This is a genomic window from Zemynaea arenosa (genome assembly GCF_004614185.1).
Taxonomy (GTDB): Bacteria; Pseudomonadota; Gammaproteobacteria; order Burkholderiales; family Burkholderiaceae_D; genus Telluria; species Telluria arenosa.
Genome location: NZ_SPVF01000226.1, coordinates 1 through 22516, shown reverse-complemented (window position 1 = coordinate 22516; position 22516 = coordinate 1). Strand labels below are relative to the sequence as shown.

Sequence of the window (22516 nt, the reverse complement as noted above, 5' to 3'; positions counted from 1 at the left end):
CGCGGGCTCAGGCGCGGTCGATGAGGATCGCGCGAAAGTCGTTGACGTTGGTGCGGGTGGGGCCGGTGATGACGAGGTCGTCGAGCGCGGCGAAGAAGGAATAGCCGTCGTTATTGGCCAGCAGCTCGCGTGCGTCGAAGCGCGAGCGGACCAGGGTGCCGGGGTCGATCAGGGCGCCCGCATTATCCTCGGTGCCATCGATGCCGTCGGTATCGCAGGCGATGGCGTGCACGCCGGGTGCGCCATCGAGCGCGCTGGCGAGCGCCAGCAGGAACTCCGCATTGCGCCCGCCCCGGCCGGTGCCGCGCACCGTGACCGTGGTTTCGCCGCCGGACAGGATCACGCAGGGTGCGGCGAGTGGCTGGCCGTGCTGGCGCACCTGGCGCGCGATGCCCGCGTGGACCAGGGCCACTTCGCGCGCCTCGCCTTCCAGGCTGTTAGAGAGGATCAGCGGGGTGTAGCCCGCCTCGCGCGCGGCGGCGGCGGCGGCATCGAGGGCGGCCTGCGCGCTGGCGATCACGGTGACGCTGTTGCGCGCCAGGCGCGCATCGTCCGAATTCGGTGCCGCCAGCGTGGGGTCGGCGAGTACCGCCTCCACGGCGGGCGAGACGGGAATTGCATAGCGGGCCAGGATGGCGCGCGCCGCGGCGGCCGTGCTGCCGTCGGGCAGCGTGGGGCCGGAGGCGACCACGGCCGGGTCGTCGCCCGGCACGTCCGAGACCACCAGGGTCACCACGCGGGCCGGGTGGCAGGCCAGCGCCAGCCGCCCACCCTTCACCGCTGACAGGTGGCGGCGCACACAGTTCATGTCCGCAATCGGCGCGCCGCAGCGCAGCAGCTGCTTGTGGATGGCGCGCTTCTCGGTGACGGACAGGCCGGGCGCCGGCAACGACAGCAGGGCCGAGCCGCCGCCGGACATCAGGCACAGCACCAGGTCGTCTTCCGTCAGGCCGCGCACCGTGTCGAGGATGCGGTGGGCCGCCGTTTCGCTGGCTTCGTCCGGCACCGGGTGGCCCGCTTCGATGATCTCGATCTGCCGGGTAGGCGCGCCATGGCCGTAGCGGGTGACGACCAGGCCTTCCACGCCGCTGCCGTAATGCTGTTCCACGCCCTGCGCCATGCGGGCCGAGGCCTTGCCGGCGCCGATCACGACGATGCGCCCGCGCGGCCGGGGCGGCAAATGGGGGCCGATGATGCGCAGCGGATCGACCGCCGCGACGGCAGTCTCGAACAGGTGCTGCAGCAGCTCGCGCGGGGGTAGCGGCAGGGGTGGCACAGCGGGCATCGGCGGCTCCGTGGGCATGATGTTCCGATCATACTGCCGCGCCAGCGCGTCCGGTTCAGCGCGCACGATTTTTCGAAAAGCACTTGCGCAACCGGAAGGGATTGTTTATGATTCGGCCTCTTCGCGATGAAGCAACAGCATCGCGGATGAATGCAGGGCCAAGCGGGTGCTTAGCTCAGTTGGTAGAGCGGCGCCCTTACAAGGCGTAGGTCGGGAGTTCGAGCCTCTCAGCACCCACCAGCATCCCTGTTTCATCGATACCGGTTTCGCAGTTTAGGAGCGGTAGTTCAGTTGGTTAGAATACCGGCCTGTCACGCCGGGGGTCGCGGGTTCGAGCCCCGTCCGCTCCGCCAACACAGAAAGGCCCGACGTTCGCGTCGGGCCTTTTTCATTTGCGCTGCCGCACGCTAGCGCCGGTGCCGCGCCCGCGCAGCCAATCCTGCCAATCCCGCCAGCAGCATCGCATACGCCGCCGGCTCGGGCACGGGCGACAAGCCATCGGCGCTGCCGAAGGTCTGGTAGGGCCCGCCAGCCACGCTGAACTGCGCCTGCTGCCCGCCGTCACAGCACTCCTCCAGTCCCACCAGCACCAGTTGATGCGCGCCGGATTCCACCGTCGCCAGGCCGTGCAGGTAGCTGCCGAGGTCCGCGTAGGAGCCACCCCACCAGACGTTTGACGCGTTGAAGTCGAGCACGGCGCCATCGAGCAGCATGGCGCCGCCGCGGCCGAAATCGACGCCCGCCCGGAAGGCCCAATCGCCGGCCTTGTCCGGCGCCACCACGAAATCGATCACCGACTTGAATCCGATGTCCGTGACCGGCCCGCCGAACAGCCCGTGATTGCTGACGTTGTCGTACAGCGCAATGGTGGTGGTACCGTACCCGGCATGCGGCGTCTGCGCGGCCACGTTGACCACGGCAAGGTAGGCCTGGGCCGTGGGCTGCGCAGGGGCGGTTGAGTAGGCGGTGGTGACCTCGATCTCGCTGGCGCGCGCGGGCACGAGAGCAAGCAGGGCTGCGGCGGCCAGCGCCGGAATGTGAAGCGTGGACATGTTTGCCTCCATGATGAGGAATCATGAAGACAATCTAGACCATGCGGCGCCGTTCCGCTGAAATGGCGCCGGCCCGCCCGACGTGCGTCAGGCCACGTCGGCGCTCGCGCTGATGGCGTCGCCGCATTCGACCCGGTTGCGGCCAGCGGACTTGGCGGCGTAGAGGGCGGCGTCGGCGCGCGCCAGGGCGGCGTTGATGTGCTCGTTCGGGTCGATCATCACCACGCCGATGCTGACCGTGAGCTTGTAATTGTTGCCATCGGTGAGCAGTGGTGCCTCCGACACTTCGTTGCGCAGGCGCTCGGCCGCGTGCAGCGCGCCGGACAGCGTCGTCCCCGGCATCACCAGCGCGAACTCCTCGCCGCCCAGCCGCCCCATGATGTCGTGCTCGCGCAGGGTCGCCAGCGCGGTGCGGGCGAACAGGCACAGCGCCTCGTCCCCGGTGGCGTGGCCGAAGCGGTCGTTGAGGCGCTTGAAGTGGTCGATGTCCAGCATCATCAGCGCCACCGGCTTGCGCAGCCGGGCCGACAGCATGCGCGCATTTTCGGTGCGCTCGAAAAAGGCGCGCCGATTCACCAGCCCGGTCAAGCTGTCCGTGGTGGCCAGCGCGCGCATCTTGCGGTCGTCCTGCTGCTTGCACATCAGCAGGAAGCCGAACCCGTTCACGATCAGCAGCGTGTAGCCAACCAGGAAAGTCACCGTGGACAGCACCCCGGGCGTGAACACGCCGATCGAGCTGTGCACCGCGCCCGTGTAGGCGCGCATCGCCATGACCAGCGTGAACAGCAGGTTGTTCAGACCGACCAGGCGCTGCAGCAGGGTCTTGTCGGCACGCGGCGCCAGCAGCAGCCAGGCCATCCTGGCGGAGAACACCGCCATGAAGGTCGACATCATCGCGATCAGCCCGCCGGCGCCCACGCCGCCGAAGCGCGCGCTGTGCATCAGCAGCACGCAGATCAGCGCCAGCGGCACCACCACCCGCTTCCAGCGCTGCGCGCCGAGGAAGGTCGAGTAGGCGCCAGTCTCCAGCGCGAACCCGCCGATCAGCGCGGTATTCGCGGCGGCATCGACGATCCAGGAATTCAAGTCCGGCCGCAGCCAGCCGAGACCGTTCGCCAGGCCCTGCACCAGCTTGGCCCACATCCACACCCGCATGGCCGGATTCTCTTCGCCCCCGCGGGCGTACCCGGCGATCATCATCGCGAAGGCGATGTTGCCGATGGCCATCACCAGCATGAAGGTTTTCACGTCGATCAAGGGGCACCCCTTCCGTCGAAATCTTATGATACAGGCCACGAATATTGCCTAAGGGCACTATACTACACCGATATTTCGACCGATCCGATTGAATTCCGAGACATTCCGAGAATTTCTTCAGGTCTATTCTGGCGGATAATCAACTGACCTGAACAGTAGGAAATGATGTGATCTTTGGCTTATTGAGACAACCGGAGCGTTCGCCGCGCATGCAGCGTTTACAGAACACGGCGTTGTTTTCCAGCCTCACGCCGCTGGAACTGCGCATCGTGGACGGATTGCTGCATGAGCGCCATTACCTGCCGGGCGAAGTGATCTTCGACGAGGGCGAGGAGGGCCAGGCCCTGTACCTGATCCTGTCCGGCCGGGTGGCCATCGCGCGCGGCCAGGGCAGCGCGCAGCAGCTGGTGGCCGAACTGGAACCGGGCGCCTTCCTCGGCGACCTGGCCCTGCTGGACGATTCGCCACGCAATGCGCAGGCGCGCGCGATCGCGCCGTGCGAGATGGCCGTGTTCTTCCGCGCCGACTTCATGGGCCTGATGGAGACCGACGCCGTGATCGGCTACAAGATCTCGCTGGCGCTGGCGCGCCACATCGGCCACCGCCTGCGCGCCTGGATGGACGGCCGCTCCCAGGTCGAGGCCCTGTGAACACCCTGCCCTCGCCCTCGTCGAGCGGACCGGTGGTGTGGGCCGGGATCATCGGCGCCACCTGTCTGCTGCTGGCGCTCGTGAACCACGCCCTGTGGCTGGCGGTGCCCTTCATCCTGGCCATCGTCCTGTACTACATGCTGCTGCCGCCGATGCAGCGCCTGATCCGCGCGGGCTTCGGGCATGCGGCGGCGGCGATGCTGGTGGGCGGCGGCTTCTGCGTGCTGGTGGCACTGGTGGTGATCGGCGCCTCCACCTGGTCCGGCGGCGGGACCGAGCCGTGGCAGGACACAGCCACACGCTATGCGGACGGCGGCATCGCCTTCGTGCGCCACACGCTCACCGAGATCGAGGACCGCTTTCCGATCGCGCACAAGATGCGCATCGCGCGCCTGGCCGATGCGCGCTTTGCGGCCTTCACCAACACCTTCGTGCAGAAGCATTTGCCGTCGATCGTCGTCAGCACGCTGGCCTGGCTGCCGTCGCTGCTGCTGGCGCCCTTCCTCACCTTCTTCTTCCTGCGCGACGGCGCGCGCTTCAAACGCTTCCTCGCGCGCGCGGTGCCGAACGCGTTTTTTGAGAAGACCCTGTACCTGCTGCATGAAGTCGACCAGACCGCGCGCCGCTACTTCCAGGGCATGCTCAAGCTGACGGTGCTCGATACCGCGGTGCTGGCGCTTGGCCTGTGGGTGATCGGCGTACCCAAGCCGCTGCTGCTCGGCTTCATCGCGGCGGTGCTGGCGTGGGTGCCGTTCGTCGGTTCGGTCGTCGGCTGCGTGCTGGTGGTGATCGTGGCGTCCACGGATGTTCCGGGAGAGCCGATGCTGGCCTACGGTGCAATTGTGGTGTTCGTGCTGGTGCGGCTGCTGGACGATTTCGTCTTCATGCCGCTGACGCTGGGCCGCAGCCTCCAGATCCACCCGATGGTCACGGTGCTGATGATCTTCATCGGCGGCGCGCTGGCCGGGGTGGCGGGTCTGATGCTGGTGCTGCCGGTGCTCGGCGTGGTGATGGTGATCGGCCAGACGCTCGGCGTCCTGATGACCAGCCCCCGCCTGCGCGCCCGCCACCGCCACGCCTTGCGCCTGCGCACCCGCCTCGCCGCGCGCGGACTATGATGGTCATCGCCTGAGAAAGTCCGACATGGACGTGCGGCGGCCGTCCGGCCACCGCGCCGCCGGTCGTTCTACTTGAGCGCGAACTCGCGCTCGGCGCTGGCCTGCGCGCGCAGCAGCGCGTCGAATTCCTCGCCCGGCATCGGCCGCGCGAACAGGAAGCCCTGCGCGTAGTCGCAGCCCGCCTCGGTCAGCAGGTCGCGCTGCTGCGCGGTCTCCACGCCTTCCGCGATCACCATCAAATCCAGCTTGTGCGCCATCACGATGATGGCCTCCGACAGCGCCATGTCGCTCGAATCCGGCGCCAGGTTGCGGACGAAGGTGCGGTCGATCTTCAGGTAGTCGATGTCGAACTTCTTGAGGTACGCCAGCGACGAATAGCCGGTACCGAAATCGTCCAGCGCCACCTGCATGCCCGCATCGCGCATCTGCAGCAGCTTGTCCTGCACCCCGCGGCTGGCATCCAGCAGCAGCCCTTCCGTGATCTCCACCGACATCGCGCTGCCCGCGAGCCCCAGCTCCTGCAGGTGCGCGAACCAGCCGTCGTAGGCGCGTCCGTCGCGCTGGAACTCCACCGGCGACTGGTTGATCGACACCTGGAACTCTGGGTCGATCTCGTCGCGCCATTTACGCACCCAGCGCGCCGCTTCGCGGAACACCCATTCGCCGATGTCCACGATCAGCCCCGTGGACTCGGCCAGCGGAATGAAGTCCAGCGGGCTGACGATGCCGCGCTGCGGATGCAGCCAGCGGATCAGCGCCTCGGCCTTGTGCACGCGCCCCGTCTCCAGGTGCACGATGGGCTGGAAGTACAGCGCGAACTGGTTCTGCTTGACCGCGGCGCGCAGGTCATTGGTGAGCCGCATGCGGTTGATCGCTGCCGTCTGCAGCGCCGGCGTGAAGTACGAGAAGCGGTTGCGGCCCGCGCCCTTGGCCGCGTACATGGCCTGGTCCGCGTGCTTGAGCAGGTCGTCGATGTCGCGCGCGTCGTCCGGGTAGATCGTGATGCCGATCGAGGCCGACACGAAGGCCTGCTCCTGACCCAGTGCGAACGGCGCCTGCAGCTCGGTGATGATCTTCTGCGCGATGGTCTCTACCCGCGCCACCGCCTCCAGCTCCGAGAGGATGATGGTGAACTCGTCCCCGCCCAGGCGCGCCACCGTATCCGACTCGCGCACGCAGCTGCGGATGCGGCGCGCCGCCTCCACCAGCAGCACGTCGCCCTGGTGGTGGCCCAGCGTGTCGTTGACTTCCTTGAAGTGATCGAGGTCGATGAACAGGATTGCGATGCGCTTGTTCTCGCGGCGGCACTTGAGGATGTCGTGCTCCAGCCGGTCCAGGAACATGCGGCGGTTCGGCAGCTGGGTGAGCGTGTCGAAGTTGGCCTGCTGCCAGATCAGCGCTTCCGATTTCTTCTTCTCGGTCACGTCCTCGATCATGCAGAGCAGATGCGGCTCCGCGCCCTCTTCGTCCATGCGCGCAATCGAGGCATCGATCCACACCACCGAGCCATCGGCTCGCATCAGGCGCTTGGAGGTCTTGAAGCCTTCGATCTTGCCGCTCTTGAGCAGCGCCATCTGCTCGGTCTCGTTGTAGACGTCGTCCGGATGCGTGATGTCGTTCCAGTGGATCGCGCGCAGGTCGGATGCATTGCGCCCGCTGATCTCGGCGAAGCGCGAGTTGATGTCCTTGAACGCGCCGCTGGCCGGCTGCAGCAGGGCGATGCCCATCGGCGCCTCTTCGAACATGGTACGGAAGCGCTGCTCGCCCTTGCGGATCGCCACCTGCGCCCTCTGGCGTTCGCGCGCCAGCTGCGAGAAGTGCACCAAACTTCCCAGCAGCAGCAGCAGGCCGGCGCCCGCGAGCAGCCGGTATAGCCAGGTCAGGTCGCGGTTGCTGCCGGTGTTGTACAGGAAGCCGTCGAAGTTCGCGTTCTTGGGCAGCAGGCCCAGGTCCGCATACACGTCCGCGATGTGGTGCCAGCGCTCCGGATTCATGTAGCCGATTTCCACCAGCACCGGCTGCACCAGCGGGATCATCTGGCGCGCTTCGAACAGGAGATGCTGGCGGTCGTTGCGGCGCGTGTACTTGGAGAGGATCAGGTCCGCGATCTCCTCCTGGTGGCTCATCGCGTACTGCCAGCCGCGCATGGTGGCGGTGCGGAAGGCCTTCACGCGCTCGGGGTGCTGGGCCAGCTCCTTCTCGCTGGTGAACACGTTGTCGCCGTAGAAGTCGATGCCCGCGCTGCGCGGGCTGTATACGTCGTACAGGAAGCCGACCCGGTCCAGATAGTCCGGCTCATTGGTCACATAGGCCGACATCGCATCGACCTTGCCCTTGATGAAGTCATCCGGATTGAAGCTGTGGTCCACGCGGATCAGGCTGGACATCGGAATGCCTTCCTTCTTCAGGAACGCGACCAGCTCGTCGGCCTGGGTCAGCTCGTCCGTAAGCGAGCCGATCATCACCCGCTTGCCCTTGATGTCGTGGATGTTCGGCGAGCTGTTGTGCTGGCGGACCAGCAGCACGTACGGCGAATGCTGGAACACCACGCCCAGCACCACCACCGGCTTGCCCGCCAGCCGCGCCAGCAGCAGGCTGGACGACCCGACGCCGTACTCGGCCTCGCCCGCGATCACCTTGCGCTCGGGCTCATTGCCGTCGTGGCCCTCCGCAATTGTGACATCGAGGCCCGCGTCCCGGTAGTAGCCCTTTTCCAGCGCGGCGTAGTAGCCCGCGAACTGGAACTGGTGGGTGTGCTTCAACTGCAGGGTGACCTTTTCCAGGGCCTGCGCCGAGAGCGGGACCGCCAGCGCCACAACCGCCAGGACGGCGGACAGCGCGGACAAACTTTTGCGGCGGAGGAGGCTGGCCAGGTCCATGGAGCGGAGAGACAAGACGATTTGTCAGATTTTATCTTGCTTCTTGTCGGAAATGAGTATTTCTATGTACCGATTTGTCAGCGGAAGACACAAAAAAGGGCTCTCCGCAGAGAACCCTTTTCGTTGGGACAACTGTCAAACGCCTTACGGTATCTGTACCGGCGCGGTCTGCGACACAGCCTTGCCGTCGCCCAGCTGGCCTTCCACGCCGCGGCCCCAGGCCCACAGCGTGTTGTCCGCCTGGAGCGCCAGGCTGTGCGCCTTGCCCGCGGACAGGATGGTCCAGGTGCTGGCCTTGCCCACCTGCTTCGGAGTGAAGGCGTCGAACTGCGTCCCGAGGCCGAGCTGGCCGTCGCTGTTGGCGCCCCAGGCCCACAAGGTACCGTCCGACTTCAGCGCCAGCGTGTGCGCGCCACCGGCGGAGGCCGCGGCCCAGTTGGTGTCGCTGCCGACCTGGGTCGGAACCGACACGTCCAGGCCGTCTTCCAGGCCCAGCTGGCCATTGCCATTGGCACCCCAGGCGAACAGCGCGCCGTCCGAGCGGATCGCGATGGTGTGGCTGCCGCCCGCCAGCACGCTGACCCAGGTCGAGGTGCCGACCTTGGCCGGGGTGTTGCTGTCCGTGGTGCTGCCCGCCCCCAGCTGGCCGTTGGCATTGCCGCCCCAGGTGTAGATGGTGCCGTCGGCGCGCCGCGCGGCCGAATGGGTGTCGCCGGCGCTGATGCTCTTCCAGTTCACGATTACGCCGATCTTGGTCGGCACCAGGCGGTCCGTGTTGGTGCCGTCGCCGAGCTGGCCGTTGAAGTTGCGGCCCCAGGCCCACAGCGTGCCGTCGGTTTTCAGCGCCAGTGTGTGCCCCTTGCCCACCGCGACCGCGGCCCAGGTACCGCTGACAGCGACCTTGACCGGCGTGGCGCGGTCGGTGGTGGTGCCATCGCCGAGCTGGCCGTTCTGGTTGAAACCCCAGGTCCACAAGCTGCCGTCGGCCTTGATGGCGGCGGTGTGGAATTCACCCGCGGCGACATCCTTCCAGGTCTTGTCGGTGCCGACCACGGTGGGCGTGGTGCGGTCCGCGCTGCTGCCGTCGCCGAGCTGGCCGGAGCGGTTCAGGCCCCAGGCGCGCAGGGTCCCGTCGGCCAGGCGCGCCACGCTGTGCGCACCGCCGGCAGCCATGGTGAGATACGCGCCCTTGACGGTGACCTTGGCGGTGCCGCTGACGCTGCCGACCTTGGCGGTCACGATGTCGGTGCCGACGCCCTTGCCGGTCAGGAGGCCCGACGTGGCGATGATAGCCACGCTGGAATTGCCGGTGGACCAGGTGATGTCACTGCTGATGGCCGCCGACTTGCCGTCCGAATAAGTGCCGGTGACAGTGAACTGCTGGGTGGTGCCGACGTTGACGGCTGCGTTCGCAGGCGCCACCGTGATCGAAGTGAGGGTCGGCCCGGACGGGGTCGCGGTCGACGACGAGCTACCGCCGCCTCCGCCGCCGCACGCGGTCAGCAAAGTGGCCAGCGCCAGCAGCAGCGCGAAGGGCCGCATCCAAAATGATTTCATGATTATCTCAAGCCGAATTCCGGCATATAGCCATAACCCGGCCAGTCTACCCGCGCCGATTAACTCCCCATCCCCCGAATAACCGCCAATTCCCCTCTCAAAACCGGGGTACGTCCCCGCTCCCACGCCGGGGTACGTCCCCATACCCGACATAGACGAGTGAATCGTTTCTCACCGGTTTGAGGGCGGGGTACGTCCCCGCTCCGGGAGGCGGGACGTACCCCGGACTAGAGGGGTAGGAGGAATCCGGGGATAAGGCGCGGACGAAGATGTCAGCGCTTGGCGGGGCGCTTGGTCTTGATGGTGTCGAGGATGGACGGGCGGGCTTTGCCGGTTGCCGCGGACGCGGCAGGCATGCCAGGGGCCCGGACGCGGGCGGGGGCGACGCGCACGGTGGCGTTGCCGCGCCGTGCCGGAGCGGCCGCAACCGGCTCCTCGCGTTGCGCCAGGCTGCCGCCCGGCGGCGGGATCAGGTGGCGCTCGCCGTTGCCGATCAAATCACCGCGGCCCATCTTGACCAGGTGCTCGCGCAGCACCGGCCAGTTTTCGGGATCGTAATAGCGCAGGAAGGCCTTGTGCACCTTGCGGATCTTGCCGCTGCGCGCCGTCTCCACCACCTCGGAATCCTCCGTCACCTTGTGCAGCGGATTCTTGCGCGAGTGGTACATGGTGGTCGCCATCGCCATCGGCGTCGGCATGAAGGTCTGCACCTGGTCCAGGCGGAAGTTGTTCTTCTTCAGCCACAGCGCCAGGTTCAGCATGTCTTCGTCGGTGCAGCCCGGGTGGGCGGCGATGAAGTAGGGGATCAGGTACTGCTTCTTGCCTGCCTCCAGCGAGAACTTGTCGAATAGCTTCTTGAACTCGTCATACGCACCCATGCCCGGCTTCATCATCTTGGACAGGGTGTTCTCTTCCGAGTGCTCGGGCGCGATCTTCAGCAGCCCGCCCACGTGGTGCGTGACCAGTTCCTTCACGTACTCGGGCGAGCGCACCGCCAGGTCATAGCGCAGGCCGGACGAAATCAGCACCTTCTTGATGCCCGGGATCGCGCGCGCCTTGCGGTACAGCGAGATCAGCTTGCTGTGGTCGGTGTTCAGGTTGGAGCAGATGCTGGGATACACGCACGACAGGCGGCGGCATGTCTCCTCGATCTTCTTGTCCTTGCACTGCAGGCGGTACATATTGGCGGTCGGCCCGCCCATGTCCGAGATCGTGCCGGTGAAACCCTTGGTCTTGTCGCGGATGTGCTCAATCTCGCGCAGGATCGACGGTTCGGAGCGGCTCTGGATGATGCGCCCTTCGTGCTCGGTGATCGAACAGAAGGTGCAGCCGCCAAAGCAGCCGCGCATGATGTTCACCGAGAAGCGAATCATCTCCCACGCCGGGATGTGCGCCTTGCCATAGCTTGGGTGCGGGCTGCGCGCGTACGGCAGGTCGTACACGCCGTCCATCTCGTCCATCTGCAGCGGCAGCGGCGGCGGATTCAGCCACACGTCGCGCTCGCCGTGCTGCTGCACCAGCGCACGCGCGTTGCCAGGATTCGATTCGAGGTGGAACACGCGCGACGCGTGCGCGTACATGACCGGGTCGTCCTTGACCACGTCGTAGGCGGGCAGGCGCACCACGGTGCGGGCGTGCTTCTCGCGCGCCATTTGCTGGCGCTCTTCGCGGGTCATGATGCGGATCGGCTTGACGACCTCGGCCTCGGCCTTGGCGGCGTCAGTGGCGCAGGCGGTCTTGTCTTCGTTCGCCATCGCATACGGGTTCGGATGCGGATCGACCTTGCCCGGCACGTCCACGCGCGAGGAGTTGTGTACGCCCCATTCCGGCGACGGCAGCCAGCCGTGCGGCACCAGGAAGCCGGTGCCGCGCAGGTGGCGGATGTCCTTGATGTTCTCGCCCGCATTCAGGCGGTGCGTCAGGTCCACCAGCGCGCGCTCGGCGTTGCCGAAGATGAGCAGGTCGGCCTTGGAATCCATCAGCACCGAGCGGCGCACCTTGTCCGACCAATAATCGTAATGGGCGATGCGGCGCAGCGAGGCCTCGATCGAGCCGATGATGACCGGGACGTCCGGATATGCCTCCCGCGCGCGCTGGGCGTACACGGTGACGGTACGGTCCGGGCGCTTGTTCGGTTCGGCGTTAGGGGTGTAGGCATCGTCGGAGCGGATCTTGCGGTCGGCCGTGTAGCGGTTGACCATCGAGTCCATGTTCCCCGCCGTGACGCCCCAGTACAGGCGTGGCTTGCCGAGCGCGCGGAACGGCTCGGCCGAGTGCCAGTCCGGCTGGCTGATGATGCCGACCCGGTAGCCCTGCGCTTCCAGCAGGCGGCCGACCAGCGCCATGCCGAACGACGGATGGTCGATGTAGGCGTCGCCCGTGACGAGGATGACGTCGCACTGGTCCCAGCCGAGCCTGTCCATCTCGGCGCGGGACATCGGGAGGAAAGGCGCAGCAGCAGCGCGGGCAGACCGCTTGGGAACGGTCGCGAACAGGTTTACCGGGGAATTCATCCGCGTGATTGTACCGGAAAACCTTACTGCCCGCAGGGGCAGGTGTCGCAAATTGGCTTAATAATCAAAAGCTTAATGCTGAGAGCGGACGATTGCGCCCGGGCCCTGCGCGGACTATAACGAAAGTGACAATCCCATGAAGGAGGCCACCATGAACCGCCGCCTGTACTACATGCTGCCCGACATCCCCAGCGCGCGTGCCATCCTGGACGAGCTGCTGCTCAAGCGGATCAGCGAAAGCCACCTGCACTTCATCGCCCGCGATGGGACCTTGCCGCAGGATATGCCGGACGGGAATCCCTTCCACAAGACCGACCTGATCCACGCTATGCAGATGGGCATGATGGTCGGCGGGCTGGTCGGCCTGATCACGGGCGGGCTGATCACGGCCTTCCCGCCCGAAGGTCTGGACCTGGGCGCGATGACCGTGCTGGCCTGCGGCCTCGGCGGTGCGCTGTTCGGCACCTGGGCCTCGGGCATGAATGGCGCGGCCAACCCGAATTCGCGGCTGGCGCCGTTCATGGAGCGGATCGCGCAAGGCCAGGTGCTGCTGATCGTGGACCTGCCCGCCCGTCGCGTGGCCGAGATCGAGGAGCTGCTCGAAAGCCGCCACCCCGAGATCAAGTTCGGCGGCCAGGACGCACACGTCCCGGCCTTCCCGTAGCGTCACCCGCCCCTGCGCCCTGGCCGTGCCAGGGCCGCGCAGGCGCCGGTCGATCAAATCCCCATGTTGGATAGCATGGTCGACAGCTGCCGCAGCGTGGGCTCCAGGCGCGGATGCTCGGCCGCGAAGCGCGCCGTGATTTCCTGCGCGCGTTCGGCCAGCCCATAGGTGTGGCTGGGCTCCTCGCCGGTCTGCACCCCGGCGCCGGTCTCGGCTGCGCGCCGCTGCAGCAGGCTGTGGATGTCGCCATCCAGCTGGGTCAGAAGGGTGCGCAGCTCGGGGTTCACGTCGTTGGTGGCGGCCACATCGGCGTGGACGTTCTCCAGGTGCGCTTTCAGGTCGGACGGTGAATTCGGTTCCTGCATGGCTAGCCTCGATGATGACGGTTGAGAACCATTTATACACCGTTTTGGCCGGTTCCGGCGGCCCAGGAGCGAATGCGGGACACCTCATCGTCGTCCAGCCCCAGCGACCGCAAAAACGATGCGTGCGCGTCCGGCGACTGGCGCTCGAACAGCGCGTGCCAGCGCGCCATGGCCGCATCGTCCATCCCGGCCTCGCGCAGCAGCGCGGTCCAGCGGTCCTTGTCCATCTGGCCACCGTCGGTTTTGCCAAGCAGCCGCAGAAGCACGGCCTGCTGTTCGCGCAGCAGCGCCATTTCGCGCGCGATCTCGCCCAGCCGCTGTTCGATGGCGGATGCGGCCTGCCCATCCAGCAGCGCGGCGATGGACGCCAGCGGCATCCCGGTGGCGCGGTAGGCCGCGATGCGGCGCGCCCGCTCGGCAGCCGCCTCGTCATAGTGGCGGTAGCCCGCCGCGCTACGCGCCCGCGGCACCAGCAGGCCCGCCTGCTCGTAGTACAGCAGCGTGGTGCGAGACACGCCGGCGATGCGCGCGAGCTGGCCGATGGAGTAGGTGCTCATGCCGTCAGGTTAGCAGAGCCGGCGCCAAGTGGCGGCAGATGCAGCGCGGGCGCTGCGGCCCGCGCCGGTTCGCCCCGCGAGCGCATGAGCCGGATCAGCCGAGCGCACCTGCGCACCCGGGCAGCGGGAGCAGGTCCGGCGCAACGAAATGCGCCCGCGCTTGCGGTGCGGCCAGCGCGGCGGCGCTGTAGTGCCGTGCGAGGCAGGCCCGCGCATCGCGTGCAATCTCTTCGTGCAGCCCGGCCGCCAGCAGCCGCACCAGCGCTTCGGTCACCGTCCAGTGGAATTTGTCCGCCGCATCGAGATGCGTGGCATAGCGGGCGATCGCCGCGCAACAGCGCGCCGCGGCCAGATCGGCATCACCGCTGGCAGTGTGCAGGCAGGCCAGCGCCAGCCGCACGTGTCCCGCATGGTTGAAGAGAGAAGGGTCAAGCGCGCAAGCCTCGACCTGCGCGAGAAGAGTCAGATCGTCCATGGCCTGCATGATGAAGCCGCAGGCCATAGACAAGTCAAGCGCTTAGACGATCATCACTGCGCGATCATCACTGCGAGAACATCACTGCGCAGTCAGCCCGCGGCGGATCAACAGCGGCTGGATCACCGGCTCGCGCCCGCGGAAATTGCGGAACATCTCCAGCGCATCCGCCGTGCCGCCGCGCGACAGCAGCGTGCTGCGGAAATGGTCGCCGTTCTTGCGCAGCAGGCCGCCGTTCTCCTTGAACCACTCGACCGAATCCGCATCCAGCTTCTCGGCCCACAGGTAGGAGTAGTAGCCCGCCGAATAGCCGCCCGCGAAGGCGTGCGAGAAGTAGGTGGTGCGGTAGCGCGGCGGCACCGCGGCAAAGTCCACACCCGCGTCCTTCAGCGCCGCAGTCTCGAAGCCGACGACATCCGCCGGGATCTCGGTGGCCTTCAGCTGGTGCCAGCGCTGGTCCAGCAGCGATGCGGCCAGGTACTCAGTGGTCGCGAAGCCCTGGTTGAATTTCGAAGCAGCGATCACCTTGTCCAGCAGCTCCTTCGGCATCGGCGCGCCGGTCTGGTAATGGTTGGCGTAGTTGGCCAGGACTTCCGGCCACGCCGCCCACATCTCGTTGACCTGCGACGGGTACTCGACGAAATCGCGCGGCACATTGGTGCCCGCAAAGCGCGGGTACTTCACGTTGGAGAACATGCCATGCAGCGCGTGACCGAACTCGTGGAACATGGTCTTGGCTTCATCCCAGGTCAGCAGCGTAGGCTGGCCCGCCGCGGGCTTGGGAATGTTGACGTGGTTGGCCACCACCGGCTTGGTGCCCAGCAGCCCGCTCTGGGACACGTACTCGTTCATCCACGCGCCGCCGTTCTTGTTGGAGCGTGCGTAGGGGTCGAACAGGAAGATCGCGAGCTGCTTGCCGTCGGTATCGAAGACGTCGAACACGCGCACGTCCGGGTTGTACACCGGGAGGTCCTTGCGCTCCTTGAAGCTGATCCCATACAGCTTGTTCGCGGCGAAGAACACGCCCTTGGTCAGCACGTTGTCCAGCTCCAGGTAGGGCTTGAGCTGGTTCTCGTCGAAGGCATAGCGCTGCGCGCGCACCTTGTCACTGAAGTAGGCCCAGTCGGACGGCGCCAGCTGGTAGCCGCCCTTGTCGGCATCGATCAGCTGCTGCATGTCCGCCGCTTCCTTGCGTGCGTTGGTCACCGCAGGCTTGGCCAGTTCGGCCAGCAGCTTGTTGACGGTCGCGGTGTCCTTCGCGGTCTGGTCGTCCAGCGAATAGGCGGCGTAGGTCTCGAAGCCGAGCAGCGCGGCCTTCTGCGCACGCAGGGTGGCCAGCTTGCGCACCAGTTCGCGGTTGTCGAACTCCCCGCCATGGCTGCCGCGCGCCATCGAGGCGGCCAGCAGCTGCGCGCGCACTTCGCGGTTGGTCAGCACCGCGAGCGGTGCCTGCCCGGTGGTGTTGGAGATCGCGATCAGGTACTTGCCGTCCATGCCCTTGGCCTTGGCGGCTGCCGCGGCGGCGTTGATGTCCGCTTCCGGCATGCCCGCCAGGTCCTCGCGCTTGTCGACCACCAGGGCCGAGGCGTTCATCTCCTTCAGCACGTTCTGCGAGAACTGCGACTGCAGGCCGGCCATCTCGCTGTTCAGGGCCTTGAGCTTGTCCTTGTCCGCCGCCGACAGCTTGGCACCCGCGCGCACGAAGTCCTTGTAGTAGCGCTCCAGCAGGTATTTGGATTCGGCGTCCAGCTTCAGCGCATCGCGCTTGTCGTACAGGGTCTGCACGCGCTTGAACAGCTTTTCGTTCATGTAGATCGCGTCGTTGTGCGCAGCCAGCTTGGGCTGGATCTCGCGGTCGATCGCGTCCAGCGTGTCGTTGGTGTTCGCGCCCTGCAGGTTGCTGAAGGTGGTGACCACCCGCGTCAGCAGCTGGCCGGAGCGTTCCATCGCCACGATGGTGTTGTCAAAACTCGGCGCATTGTGGTTGCTGGCGATGGCGTCGATCTGCTTCAGCTGCTCGGCCATGCCGGCGGTGAAGGCGGGCAGAAAGTGCTCGTCCTTGATCTTGTCGAACTGCGGGTAGCGCAGCGGCAGCGGGCTGACTTTCGCGAACGGGTTGGACGCATCCAGCTTGGCGGTGACAGCGGTGGCGGTCACCGGCTTGGCGGCCGGCGTGGTGGCGGCATGCGCCGCGGGGATCAGCGCCAGGCTGGCGGCGATCAGGAGCAGTTGGGGACGACGGGTCATGAAGTGTCTCGGGTCATTGAGAAACGCTGGCCGCACGGGCCAGCTCAGCCGCCGATAATAGCAGGCGCATCCGCCACAGTCACGGACGCGGATGTATGCATGTGACGCTCAGTACCCGTCCGCGCCGGACTCATTCATTCCGAGCAGCAGGCCGATCCCGGCCAGGCCAAAGATGAGCCAGCCCAGGGAGCCCAGCACGAGCCATGCGATGTTGGCGCCGGTGATGTGCCGGTTCGCCGCGCCCGTCTCGTCCCCGCAGACGGCATTGATGCGCGCCTGCACGCGGCACAGCACGGTGGCGATGGGGAACATCAGCGCCATGGCGATCAGCCGCGGCGTGAGGGGCGAATGCGGACCAGGCATGGTCCAGGACAGGATCATCGGCCCGAACATCAGCAGCACCACCAGCGTCGCATCCCGCATCGGCGACCACGCTGCGACCGCGGGGTGGTCCGGCTGCGCCGCCTTCACCTTGCCGAACAGAGCGTGCGTGAACAGAAACGAAAAAATGGCGCGCATGGCAGGCCAGATCTTGCCTGCCGGGGAATCGAATGGCTGGCTTTCCTTGTACAGCTCCCACTGCTTGTAGTACCAGTACAGCAGGTAAATGCCGAACGTGCCGAGGTACATCACCGCCAGCTTGGTGGTCGACACCACAAAGAAGCGGGTGTCGCCGGACTGGTCGCTGGCGGACGACATGTTCGCCTGCGGGGCGGCATAAACGTTGTCGGTCATGGTGCACTTTCAACAAGGTTAAGGGTCGGGCAACTATACACACCTTCCTGTCTGATGGGCAATCTTTCGGCTGCACATGGCAGGGCACGGCCGAGGTAAGCTGTCGGGCTGTCACCCTGATAAGGACGCGGGAATGCGCTCTCCCCTGTATGTACTGCTGTTTGCCACGGCCGCCACTGCAGCCTGTGCGGCCCCCGACGAAGACAAACTGGGCAAGGCTCAAGGCTACCCGGTCGGCACGGCCAAGAACTGGTTCTACGACGAGGCGGTACGTGTCGGCTCCTTCACGGCGCAAGGCGAGATCGAAGGCATTTTCGGCGGTAAAGCCAACGTGCTGGCGCCAAGCACCGCGCCGATGCCACTGCCCCGCGCCGCGAGCGAGCCTTCGATTCGCTGGAGCGGGGACGGCCGCATCAACCTCACCGTCAGCGACTACCTGGCACGCCAGCGCATCATGGGCCTCATGATCATCAAGGACGGCGTGGTGCAGGTGGAGCGCTACCAGTACGACCGCACGCCCATGCAGCGCTTCGTCTCCAATTCGATGGCCAAGTCGATCGTCTCGCTGGCCGTCGGCATCGCCCTGCGCGAGGGGAAGATCGCCTCGCTGGACGACCGCGTGGACCACTACCTCCCCAAGACCGCCGGCACCCTGTATGGCGAGACCACCATCCGCAACCTGCTGCGCATGTCCTCCGGCGCCCACTTCGAGGAGCGCTACGACGGCAACGATGACCTGGAGCGCTGGGCGCGCGCGGTGATCCGCGGCGGTGTCGAAAACGCGGCCCCCACCATCACGGTCCGCGATGCGCCGCAAGGGACGCGCTTTGCCTACGCCAGCGCGGAGACCGAGGTGCTGGCCGCCGTCCTGCGCGGCGCCACCGGCATGAACCTGAGCGAGTACCTGACCTCCCGCCTGTGGCAGCCGATCGGCGCGGAGACGTCAGCCCTGTGGCGAGCGGACCGCACCGGCCTGGAACGCGCGGCCGGGAATTTCAACGCCACCCTGCACGACTACGCGCGCCTCGGCATCGTGCTCGCCAACGACGGCGTGCGGCCGGACGATCCGGCGCAGAAGGAGATCGTTCCGAAGGACTACCTGATGGAGGCCACCGACTGGCGCCGCGCGCCGGAAGCCTTCCGTCCGCATGTGGCCACGCCGTACTACGGCTATTCGTACCAGTTCTGGACCTTCCCCACCGAGAAGCGCCGTTTCGCCATGATCGGCGTGTACGGCCAGATGATCCTGATCGACCCGGCCCTCAAGCTGGTGCTGGTGCAGACGGCGGCCAACGCCACCGCCAAAGCCGGCGGCACCACTTTGGGCAAGGATGCCGACGCGTTCTGGCGCGGCGTAGTCAATCACTATGGTCGCTGGTAGCGCGGCGCTCAGAAGTCGACGGTCTACCGCTCAGGATGCGCCGCTCGACCGTTTATTTGCCCTTGTCCGCTGCGTTCTGTCCCGGCACCGCTTTGACTGTGGTAACCAGGCTTGGCAGATCCCAGGCGCCGCCGGGAGCGATCAAGCGACACATGCCGGTCCAGGTCGCGTGGGTGTGCACGAAGCGGGCGCCGTCCCAGGTCCAGTCCTCGCTGGACCAGCAGTCGCCCAGCCCACGGCCCTTCTGGCTGGCGCCGATCACGCCATCGGCGTAGTCATTGGCCAGTGTCGTCACAATGACAGGCGCATACGGCGCCTGCGCGTTGATCACGGCGAAGGCGCTGCCCGTGTTGTAGGCGGCGCGCCAGCAGGTGGCGGAGACCACCAGCTTGCCGTTGCTGAGCGGCGCAATGTCCAGCGGGTTCTCGGCGCTGCCAATGGTCGCGAGTTCGTCGCAGTCTTCCAGCTTGATGGCCTTGCGCAGTTCAGCCGTGATGGCCTTGCGGTCCAGCGCGGCCAGCGCCGCCTTGTCGAGGGCTTTCGGCACCGCAGCAGCCACGATCACCGGTAGCGCGAGCGGCGGCAGCACCTTGTCTTCAGGCTGCGTACCCTTGCGCGCCAGCGCGCCCGGCGTGTTGAGACGGCCCTGGAATTCGTCCATCTTCAGCAGCACGGCGGACGCGCCTTTGGTCGACAGCGTCCAGGTGGTCTCGCCGGCGACGAATTCGACCGTGGTGGTTTTGTTGAGGACCGCGAGCAGCGCTGCGACCTGGGCGGACGTGAGATGAAAGTTGCGGTTCTTGTCGCGCTTGATCGTGCTGGCAGCGCGGCCATTGATCTTCAGCGTGACGGTGGCCGGAACGTCCGGCGCATTGTCGCCGTAAGTGCCGAACTGAACCTCGCCATAGACCGGCTGGTTCGGTCCTGCGTGCCGGGTCAGCAGCACCGACACCGGATTCTCGTCCTGGTCGTCCGGCTGGTAGCCCGCGGCGCGGCAGGTGCGGGTGTTGTCGCAGGCGAGTTCCCAGTCGTTGTGCTGGAAGCTGACGCTGGCGGGGTCGGCGGCATGCGCGGCGCTGCCTGCCAGCGCCAGCACAGCGTAGGCGCTCCACCGAAGCATATTTATTCCTTGTTGTGATTGTCTTCGGCCGCGAGATGGCCTTCAATGCGGCGATCCGGAATCAGCCACATCGCGGCCACGGCGGCATACACGAGCGCTCCCAGCCAGGGCTGCACCCACGACAAGCCGATACCGAGCAAATACATCGCAATCGACAGCCAGCCTTTCGCGTCCTTGCCGATGGCGCGCTGCAGGGCCGTGTTGTGGTGACGGACCAGGCGCCGCGCCAGGATCGAATACGCAATCGCGCACATCAGCAGAACGCCACCGTAGGCCGAGACGGGCAGCGTATCGAAATGGTTCTCGCCCATCCAGCCGGTGACGAAGGGGATCAGCGACAGCCAGAACAGCAGATGCAGGTTCGCCCACAGCACATCGCCGCTCACACGCTGCACGGCGTGGAACATGTGGTGATGATTGTTCCAGTAGATGCCGACGTAGACGAAGCTGAGGACGTAGCTGACGAAAATCGGCCACAGCGGCAGCAGCGTCTCGATCGTCGCCCCATGCGGCACTTTCAGCTCCAGCACCATGATCGTGATGATGATCGCGATGACGCCATCGCTGAAGGCTTCCAGGCGGTTCTTGCCCATATAGCTACCCTTGGTTCTGTTTCAATCGCGTCATGGGGATACAAAGTGCGCCTTGCGGATATCGGTGCCTTTGCTGTTGATCTCGACGGACCACGCCTCCAAGCCCTTCAATATTGGATGTTCCCACCAGAGCCGTAGTTTGCAGGGTTCTACGCACGGTACGCTGGCATATCGGGTAAATGGATGCGTGGTTTCTCGCATGTCTGGTCTGCCAAGTCGATTGACGATCTGATCTATTGTCTCCCTAGGAGTGATCGCAGCGAATCCTTCTTCGATCCGAAACGCTCGGTGGCTACACGCGGCTACAACACTACAGATTATCAACGTCGCTACGAACAAAATTGCATGTGTACGAGTCATGAGATTGGCCGGAGAGTGAATTGCTCTCGCTGTAACTTCCAGTCTTGCAGTACGTCGACGATTTCAGTTCACTTTCAGGATGCGACCGGGATCAGTGAAGGGAGCCAATGCAGGCTCTAAATGTGTTCACCGTGCGCGGCGAAACGTCGAGGTAACAGACATGGACTGCGGGCGCGTCCCGTCGGCGCGTGCAGGGAAGACTTTCATCTTCTCGCTGTCATAGTCAACGGTCAGGATCAGGCTGTCGTTCTGCACGACCGCACGCTTCACCGAGGCGTCGCCAATCTGCCGCGGGTGGTCCGAACCGGTGATTGTGGTTTCGATGCGGTCCCGATCCAGCCGACGATAGGTGCCGGAAGCCTGATTCTGAGGACTGGACAAGGTCCATGTGCCGTCCGCGCGGAATTCCATGCTGGAGCCATCCGTCGCCTGTTCTCGCCGGACGACCTTGCCGTCTGCCACCTGCACGATGAGCGTATGCTGCCACGTTCCGACGATGGGATCGGGGCCACCGCTAGCGAAAGCAACGAGCGGAGCGAGAAGCAGAAGCAGGCGAAGCAGAGTGTTCATCGCTTACAAAATCCCATGACAGTTCCCGGCGCCGTGTTGTTCAGTAAATAATGTGACCTGCTGAACTATACACGGTGTCTCGGCGAGTGCGCCAACCACGGGGGTATAATCAATTCGCCATGTCCACCCCGGCCACCCACTTCCTCCCCGCATCCTTGCCCGGCTTGCTTAAGCTCGGCAAGCGTTGACGCCTGCTTGCCGAGCCTCTGCACGATTCCGTGTCGCCTCCACCCTTGAGGCGCGCATGACAACCGTCCTCGCCGAGGACTGAATCAAGATTGAGAAGCAAAACATGAACCCGGACATCACCATCTCGTCCGTCGATTTCAACCGGATCGATATTTTGTTGACCAAATTACCGTCGGCCGCGCACACGGCGGCGCTGTCGGAGGAGCTGGTGCGCGCGAACGCGGTCGAGCCTTGGGAGATGCCACCCAAAGGTCGTACGTTAAATTCGCAAGTTAAGTTCCGCCTGCTGGAGGACGGCACGGAGCTGTGCCGCAGGCTGGTGTACCCGAAGGATCTGGCGCAGGCGCCGGACACGCTGTCCGTGCTGTCACCGGTCGGCAGCGCCCTGCTGGGGCTGTGGGAGGGGGATCGCATCCAGTGGACGCATCCCGATGGCCGCACCTTCACGGTCGAAGCCATCGAGATTGTGTACCAGCCCGAGCGGGCTGGCGACTACGACCTTCAGTCCTTGTCGGCCAGCGTCCGGCTGGGGGCAGTCAGGCGCTCGCTCTGGACCCAGCCTTCGGCCGCACGGCCGTTTTTCGGGTTCACGTAGCGCACATAGGTGAAGTTCTGGTAGACCGTGTGCGCGTCCAGCAGGTCGCCGGTGACCACGAACAGGCCGCGCTTTTCACAGCCAGTCGCGGGCGCGGTGAAGAACTGCAGGCGGCCTTTGCCGCCGACCTGGCGCATTTCACCGGTCGGCGGGACGGTCTGCCCGCCCGACTTGCCGGCAGACGCCGCAGCGTCACAGCTGGCGCCGGCGGCTGGCTCCGCGGCGGCGGCCAGCGGCGCGCCATCGGTCACCAGCTTGCCCGGTTTGGCAGACGCCGACGGCACCAGAGCCCGCGCCAGCTGGATGGACGGTTTGCCCTCGCCCGGCTTACCGGCCGCAGAGCCTTTCTCGAGG

Annotated in this window: 19 protein-coding genes, 2 tRNA genes and 1 pseudogene; 7 read left to right on the top strand and 15 right to left on the bottom strand. The window is 65.9% G+C overall.

All coding sequences use genetic code 11. The annotated features are described in order from the left end of the window. Positions 1-7: 7 nt before the first annotated feature. Complete coding sequence (locus E4L96_RS17870; protein WP_229414594.1) at positions 8-1285, bottom strand: glycerate kinase type-2 family protein; 1278 nt, start codon at positions 1283-1285, stop codon at positions 8-10. A gap of 164 nt (positions 1286-1449) precedes the next feature. On the opposite strand from E4L96_RS17870, the gene E4L96_RS17865 reads away from it, so the two are divergent. Then, positions 1450-1525: transfer RNA gene (locus E4L96_RS17865), tRNA-Val, on the top strand. A 36-nt stretch (positions 1526-1561) separates the two neighbouring features. Further along, a tRNA-Asp gene (locus tag E4L96_RS17860) sits at positions 1562-1638 on the top strand. A gap of 54 nt (positions 1639-1692) precedes the next feature. On the opposite strand, the gene E4L96_RS17855 is transcribed toward E4L96_RS17860, so the two are convergent. Both E4L96_RS17855 and E4L96_RS17850 read right to left on the bottom strand, forming a co-directional pair. Then, the gene (locus tag E4L96_RS17855; protein ID WP_135208568.1) at positions 1693-2337 is read right to left on the bottom strand and encodes a CCXG family PEP-CTERM protein; all 645 of its coding nucleotides are present in this window, start codon (positions 2335-2337) and stop codon (positions 1693-1695) included. Positions 2338-2424: 87 nt separating this feature from the next. Further along, positions 2425-3585: a GGDEF domain-containing protein gene (locus tag E4L96_RS17850; RefSeq protein ID WP_229414599.1), complete on the bottom strand. Its 1161-nt coding sequence runs from the start codon at positions 3583-3585 to the stop codon at positions 2425-2427. Positions 3586-3803: 218 nt separating this feature from the next. On the opposite strand from E4L96_RS17850, the gene E4L96_RS17845 reads away from it, so the two are divergent. Together E4L96_RS17845 and E4L96_RS17840 are read left to right on the top strand one after the other, a co-directional pair. Further along, a complete protein-coding gene (locus E4L96_RS17845; RefSeq protein WP_181017625.1) occupies positions 3804-4244 on the top strand; it encodes a cyclic nucleotide-binding domain-containing protein in 441 nt (146 codons plus the stop codon). After that, positions 4241-5362 carry an AI-2E family transporter gene (locus E4L96_RS17840; RefSeq protein WP_135208565.1) on the top strand — a complete coding sequence of 374 codons (1122 nt, stop codon included), beginning with the start codon at positions 4241-4243 and terminating at the stop codon, positions 5360-5362. Before E4L96_RS17845 ends, E4L96_RS17840 begins: the two co-directional genes overlap by 4 nt. A 68-nt stretch (positions 5363-5430) precedes the next feature. On the opposite strand, the gene E4L96_RS17835 is transcribed toward E4L96_RS17840, so the two are convergent. The 3 genes from E4L96_RS17835 to E4L96_RS17825 form a co-directional block, all read right to left on the bottom strand. Further along, positions 5431-8256: an EAL domain-containing protein gene (locus E4L96_RS17835; protein WP_229414593.1), complete on the bottom strand. Its 2826-nt coding sequence runs from the start codon at positions 8254-8256 to the stop codon at positions 5431-5433. Positions 8257-8385: 129 nt separating this feature from the next. After that, positions 8386-9798, bottom strand: a complete 1413-nt coding sequence (locus E4L96_RS17830) for an RCC1 domain-containing protein (protein WP_167758731.1) — start codon at positions 9796-9798, stop codon at positions 8386-8388. Positions 9799-10070: 272 nt separating this feature from the next. Then, positions 10071-12311 (bottom strand): YgiQ family radical SAM protein, encoded by a 2241-nt coding sequence (locus tag E4L96_RS17825; RefSeq protein WP_135208563.1) that lies wholly within the window; start codon positions 12309-12311, stop codon positions 10071-10073. A gap of 151 nt (positions 12312-12462) precedes the next feature. On the opposite strand from E4L96_RS17825, the gene E4L96_RS17820 reads away from it, so the two are divergent. After that, complete coding sequence (locus E4L96_RS17820) at positions 12463-12975, top strand: DUF1269 domain-containing protein (RefSeq protein WP_229414591.1); 513 nt, start codon at positions 12463-12465, stop codon at positions 12973-12975. Positions 12976-13028: 53 nt separating this feature from the next. Here the strand turns inward: E4L96_RS17820 and E4L96_RS17815 are convergent, their stop codons facing one another. The 5 genes from E4L96_RS17815 to E4L96_RS17795 form a co-directional block, all read right to left on the bottom strand. Beyond that, positions 13029-13340, bottom strand: coding sequence for a DUF4404 family protein (locus tag E4L96_RS17815; RefSeq protein ID WP_135208562.1), 312 nt, complete (start codon positions 13338-13340; stop codon positions 13029-13031). Positions 13341-13372: 32 nt separating this feature from the next. Then, a complete protein-coding gene (locus E4L96_RS17810) occupies positions 13373-13897 on the bottom strand; it encodes a MerR family transcriptional regulator (RefSeq protein ID WP_135208561.1) in 525 nt (174 codons plus the stop codon). A 94-nt stretch (positions 13898-13991) separates the two neighbouring features. After that, positions 13992-14399, bottom strand: coding sequence for a hypothetical protein (locus E4L96_RS17805; protein WP_135208560.1), 408 nt, complete (start codon positions 14397-14399; stop codon positions 13992-13994). Positions 14400-14453: 54 nt separating this feature from the next. Continuing rightward, positions 14454-16619, bottom strand: a complete 2166-nt coding sequence (locus E4L96_RS17800; RefSeq protein WP_135208559.1) for a M3 family metallopeptidase — start codon at positions 16617-16619, stop codon at positions 14454-14456. A gap of 108 nt (positions 16620-16727) precedes the next feature. Further along, positions 16728-17354 carry a hypothetical protein gene (locus tag E4L96_RS17795; RefSeq protein WP_135208558.1) on the bottom strand — a complete coding sequence of 209 codons (627 nt, stop codon included), beginning with the start codon at positions 17352-17354 and terminating at the stop codon, positions 16728-16730. A 133-nt stretch (positions 17355-17487) separates the two neighbouring features. On the opposite strand from E4L96_RS17795, the gene E4L96_RS17790 reads away from it, so the two are divergent. Continuing rightward, entirely contained in the window at positions 17488-18735 is a 1248-nt protein-coding gene (locus tag E4L96_RS17790) for a serine hydrolase domain-containing protein (RefSeq protein WP_167758730.1), read from the top strand. Between the two features lie 52 nt (positions 18736-18787). Here E4L96_RS17790 and E4L96_RS17785 read toward each other — a convergent pair whose 3' ends face one another. The 3 genes from E4L96_RS17785 to E4L96_RS17775 all read right to left on the bottom strand — a co-directional run bounded on the left by E4L96_RS17785 (position 18788) and on the right by E4L96_RS17775 (position 21378). Next, positions 18788-19855 (bottom strand): DUF1176 domain-containing protein, encoded by a 1068-nt coding sequence (locus tag E4L96_RS17785; RefSeq protein ID WP_135208556.1) that lies wholly within the window; start codon positions 19853-19855, stop codon positions 18788-18790. 2 nt (positions 19856-19857) lie between these two features. After that, positions 19858-20448 (bottom strand): TMEM175 family protein, encoded by a 591-nt coding sequence (locus tag E4L96_RS17780; RefSeq protein ID WP_135208555.1) that lies wholly within the window; start codon positions 20446-20448, stop codon positions 19858-19860. A 486-nt stretch (positions 20449-20934) separates the two neighbouring features. Beyond that, complete coding sequence (locus E4L96_RS17775) at positions 20935-21378, bottom strand: hypothetical protein (RefSeq protein WP_135208554.1); 444 nt, start codon at positions 21376-21378, stop codon at positions 20935-20937. A gap of 292 nt (positions 21379-21670) precedes the next feature. Between E4L96_RS17775 and rnk the strand changes: the two genes are divergently transcribed. Further along, positions 21671-22162, top strand: a complete 492-nt coding sequence (gene rnk, locus E4L96_RS17770) for a nucleoside diphosphate kinase regulator (RefSeq protein ID WP_135208553.1) — start codon at positions 21671-21673, stop codon at positions 22160-22162. On the opposite strand, the pseudogene E4L96_RS23855 reads toward rnk, so the two are convergent. Further along, positions 22069-22516: pseudogene (locus E4L96_RS23855) on the bottom strand (hypothetical protein); the annotation flags it as partial. The gene rnk and the pseudogene E4L96_RS23855 sit on opposite strands and share 94 nt — an antisense overlap.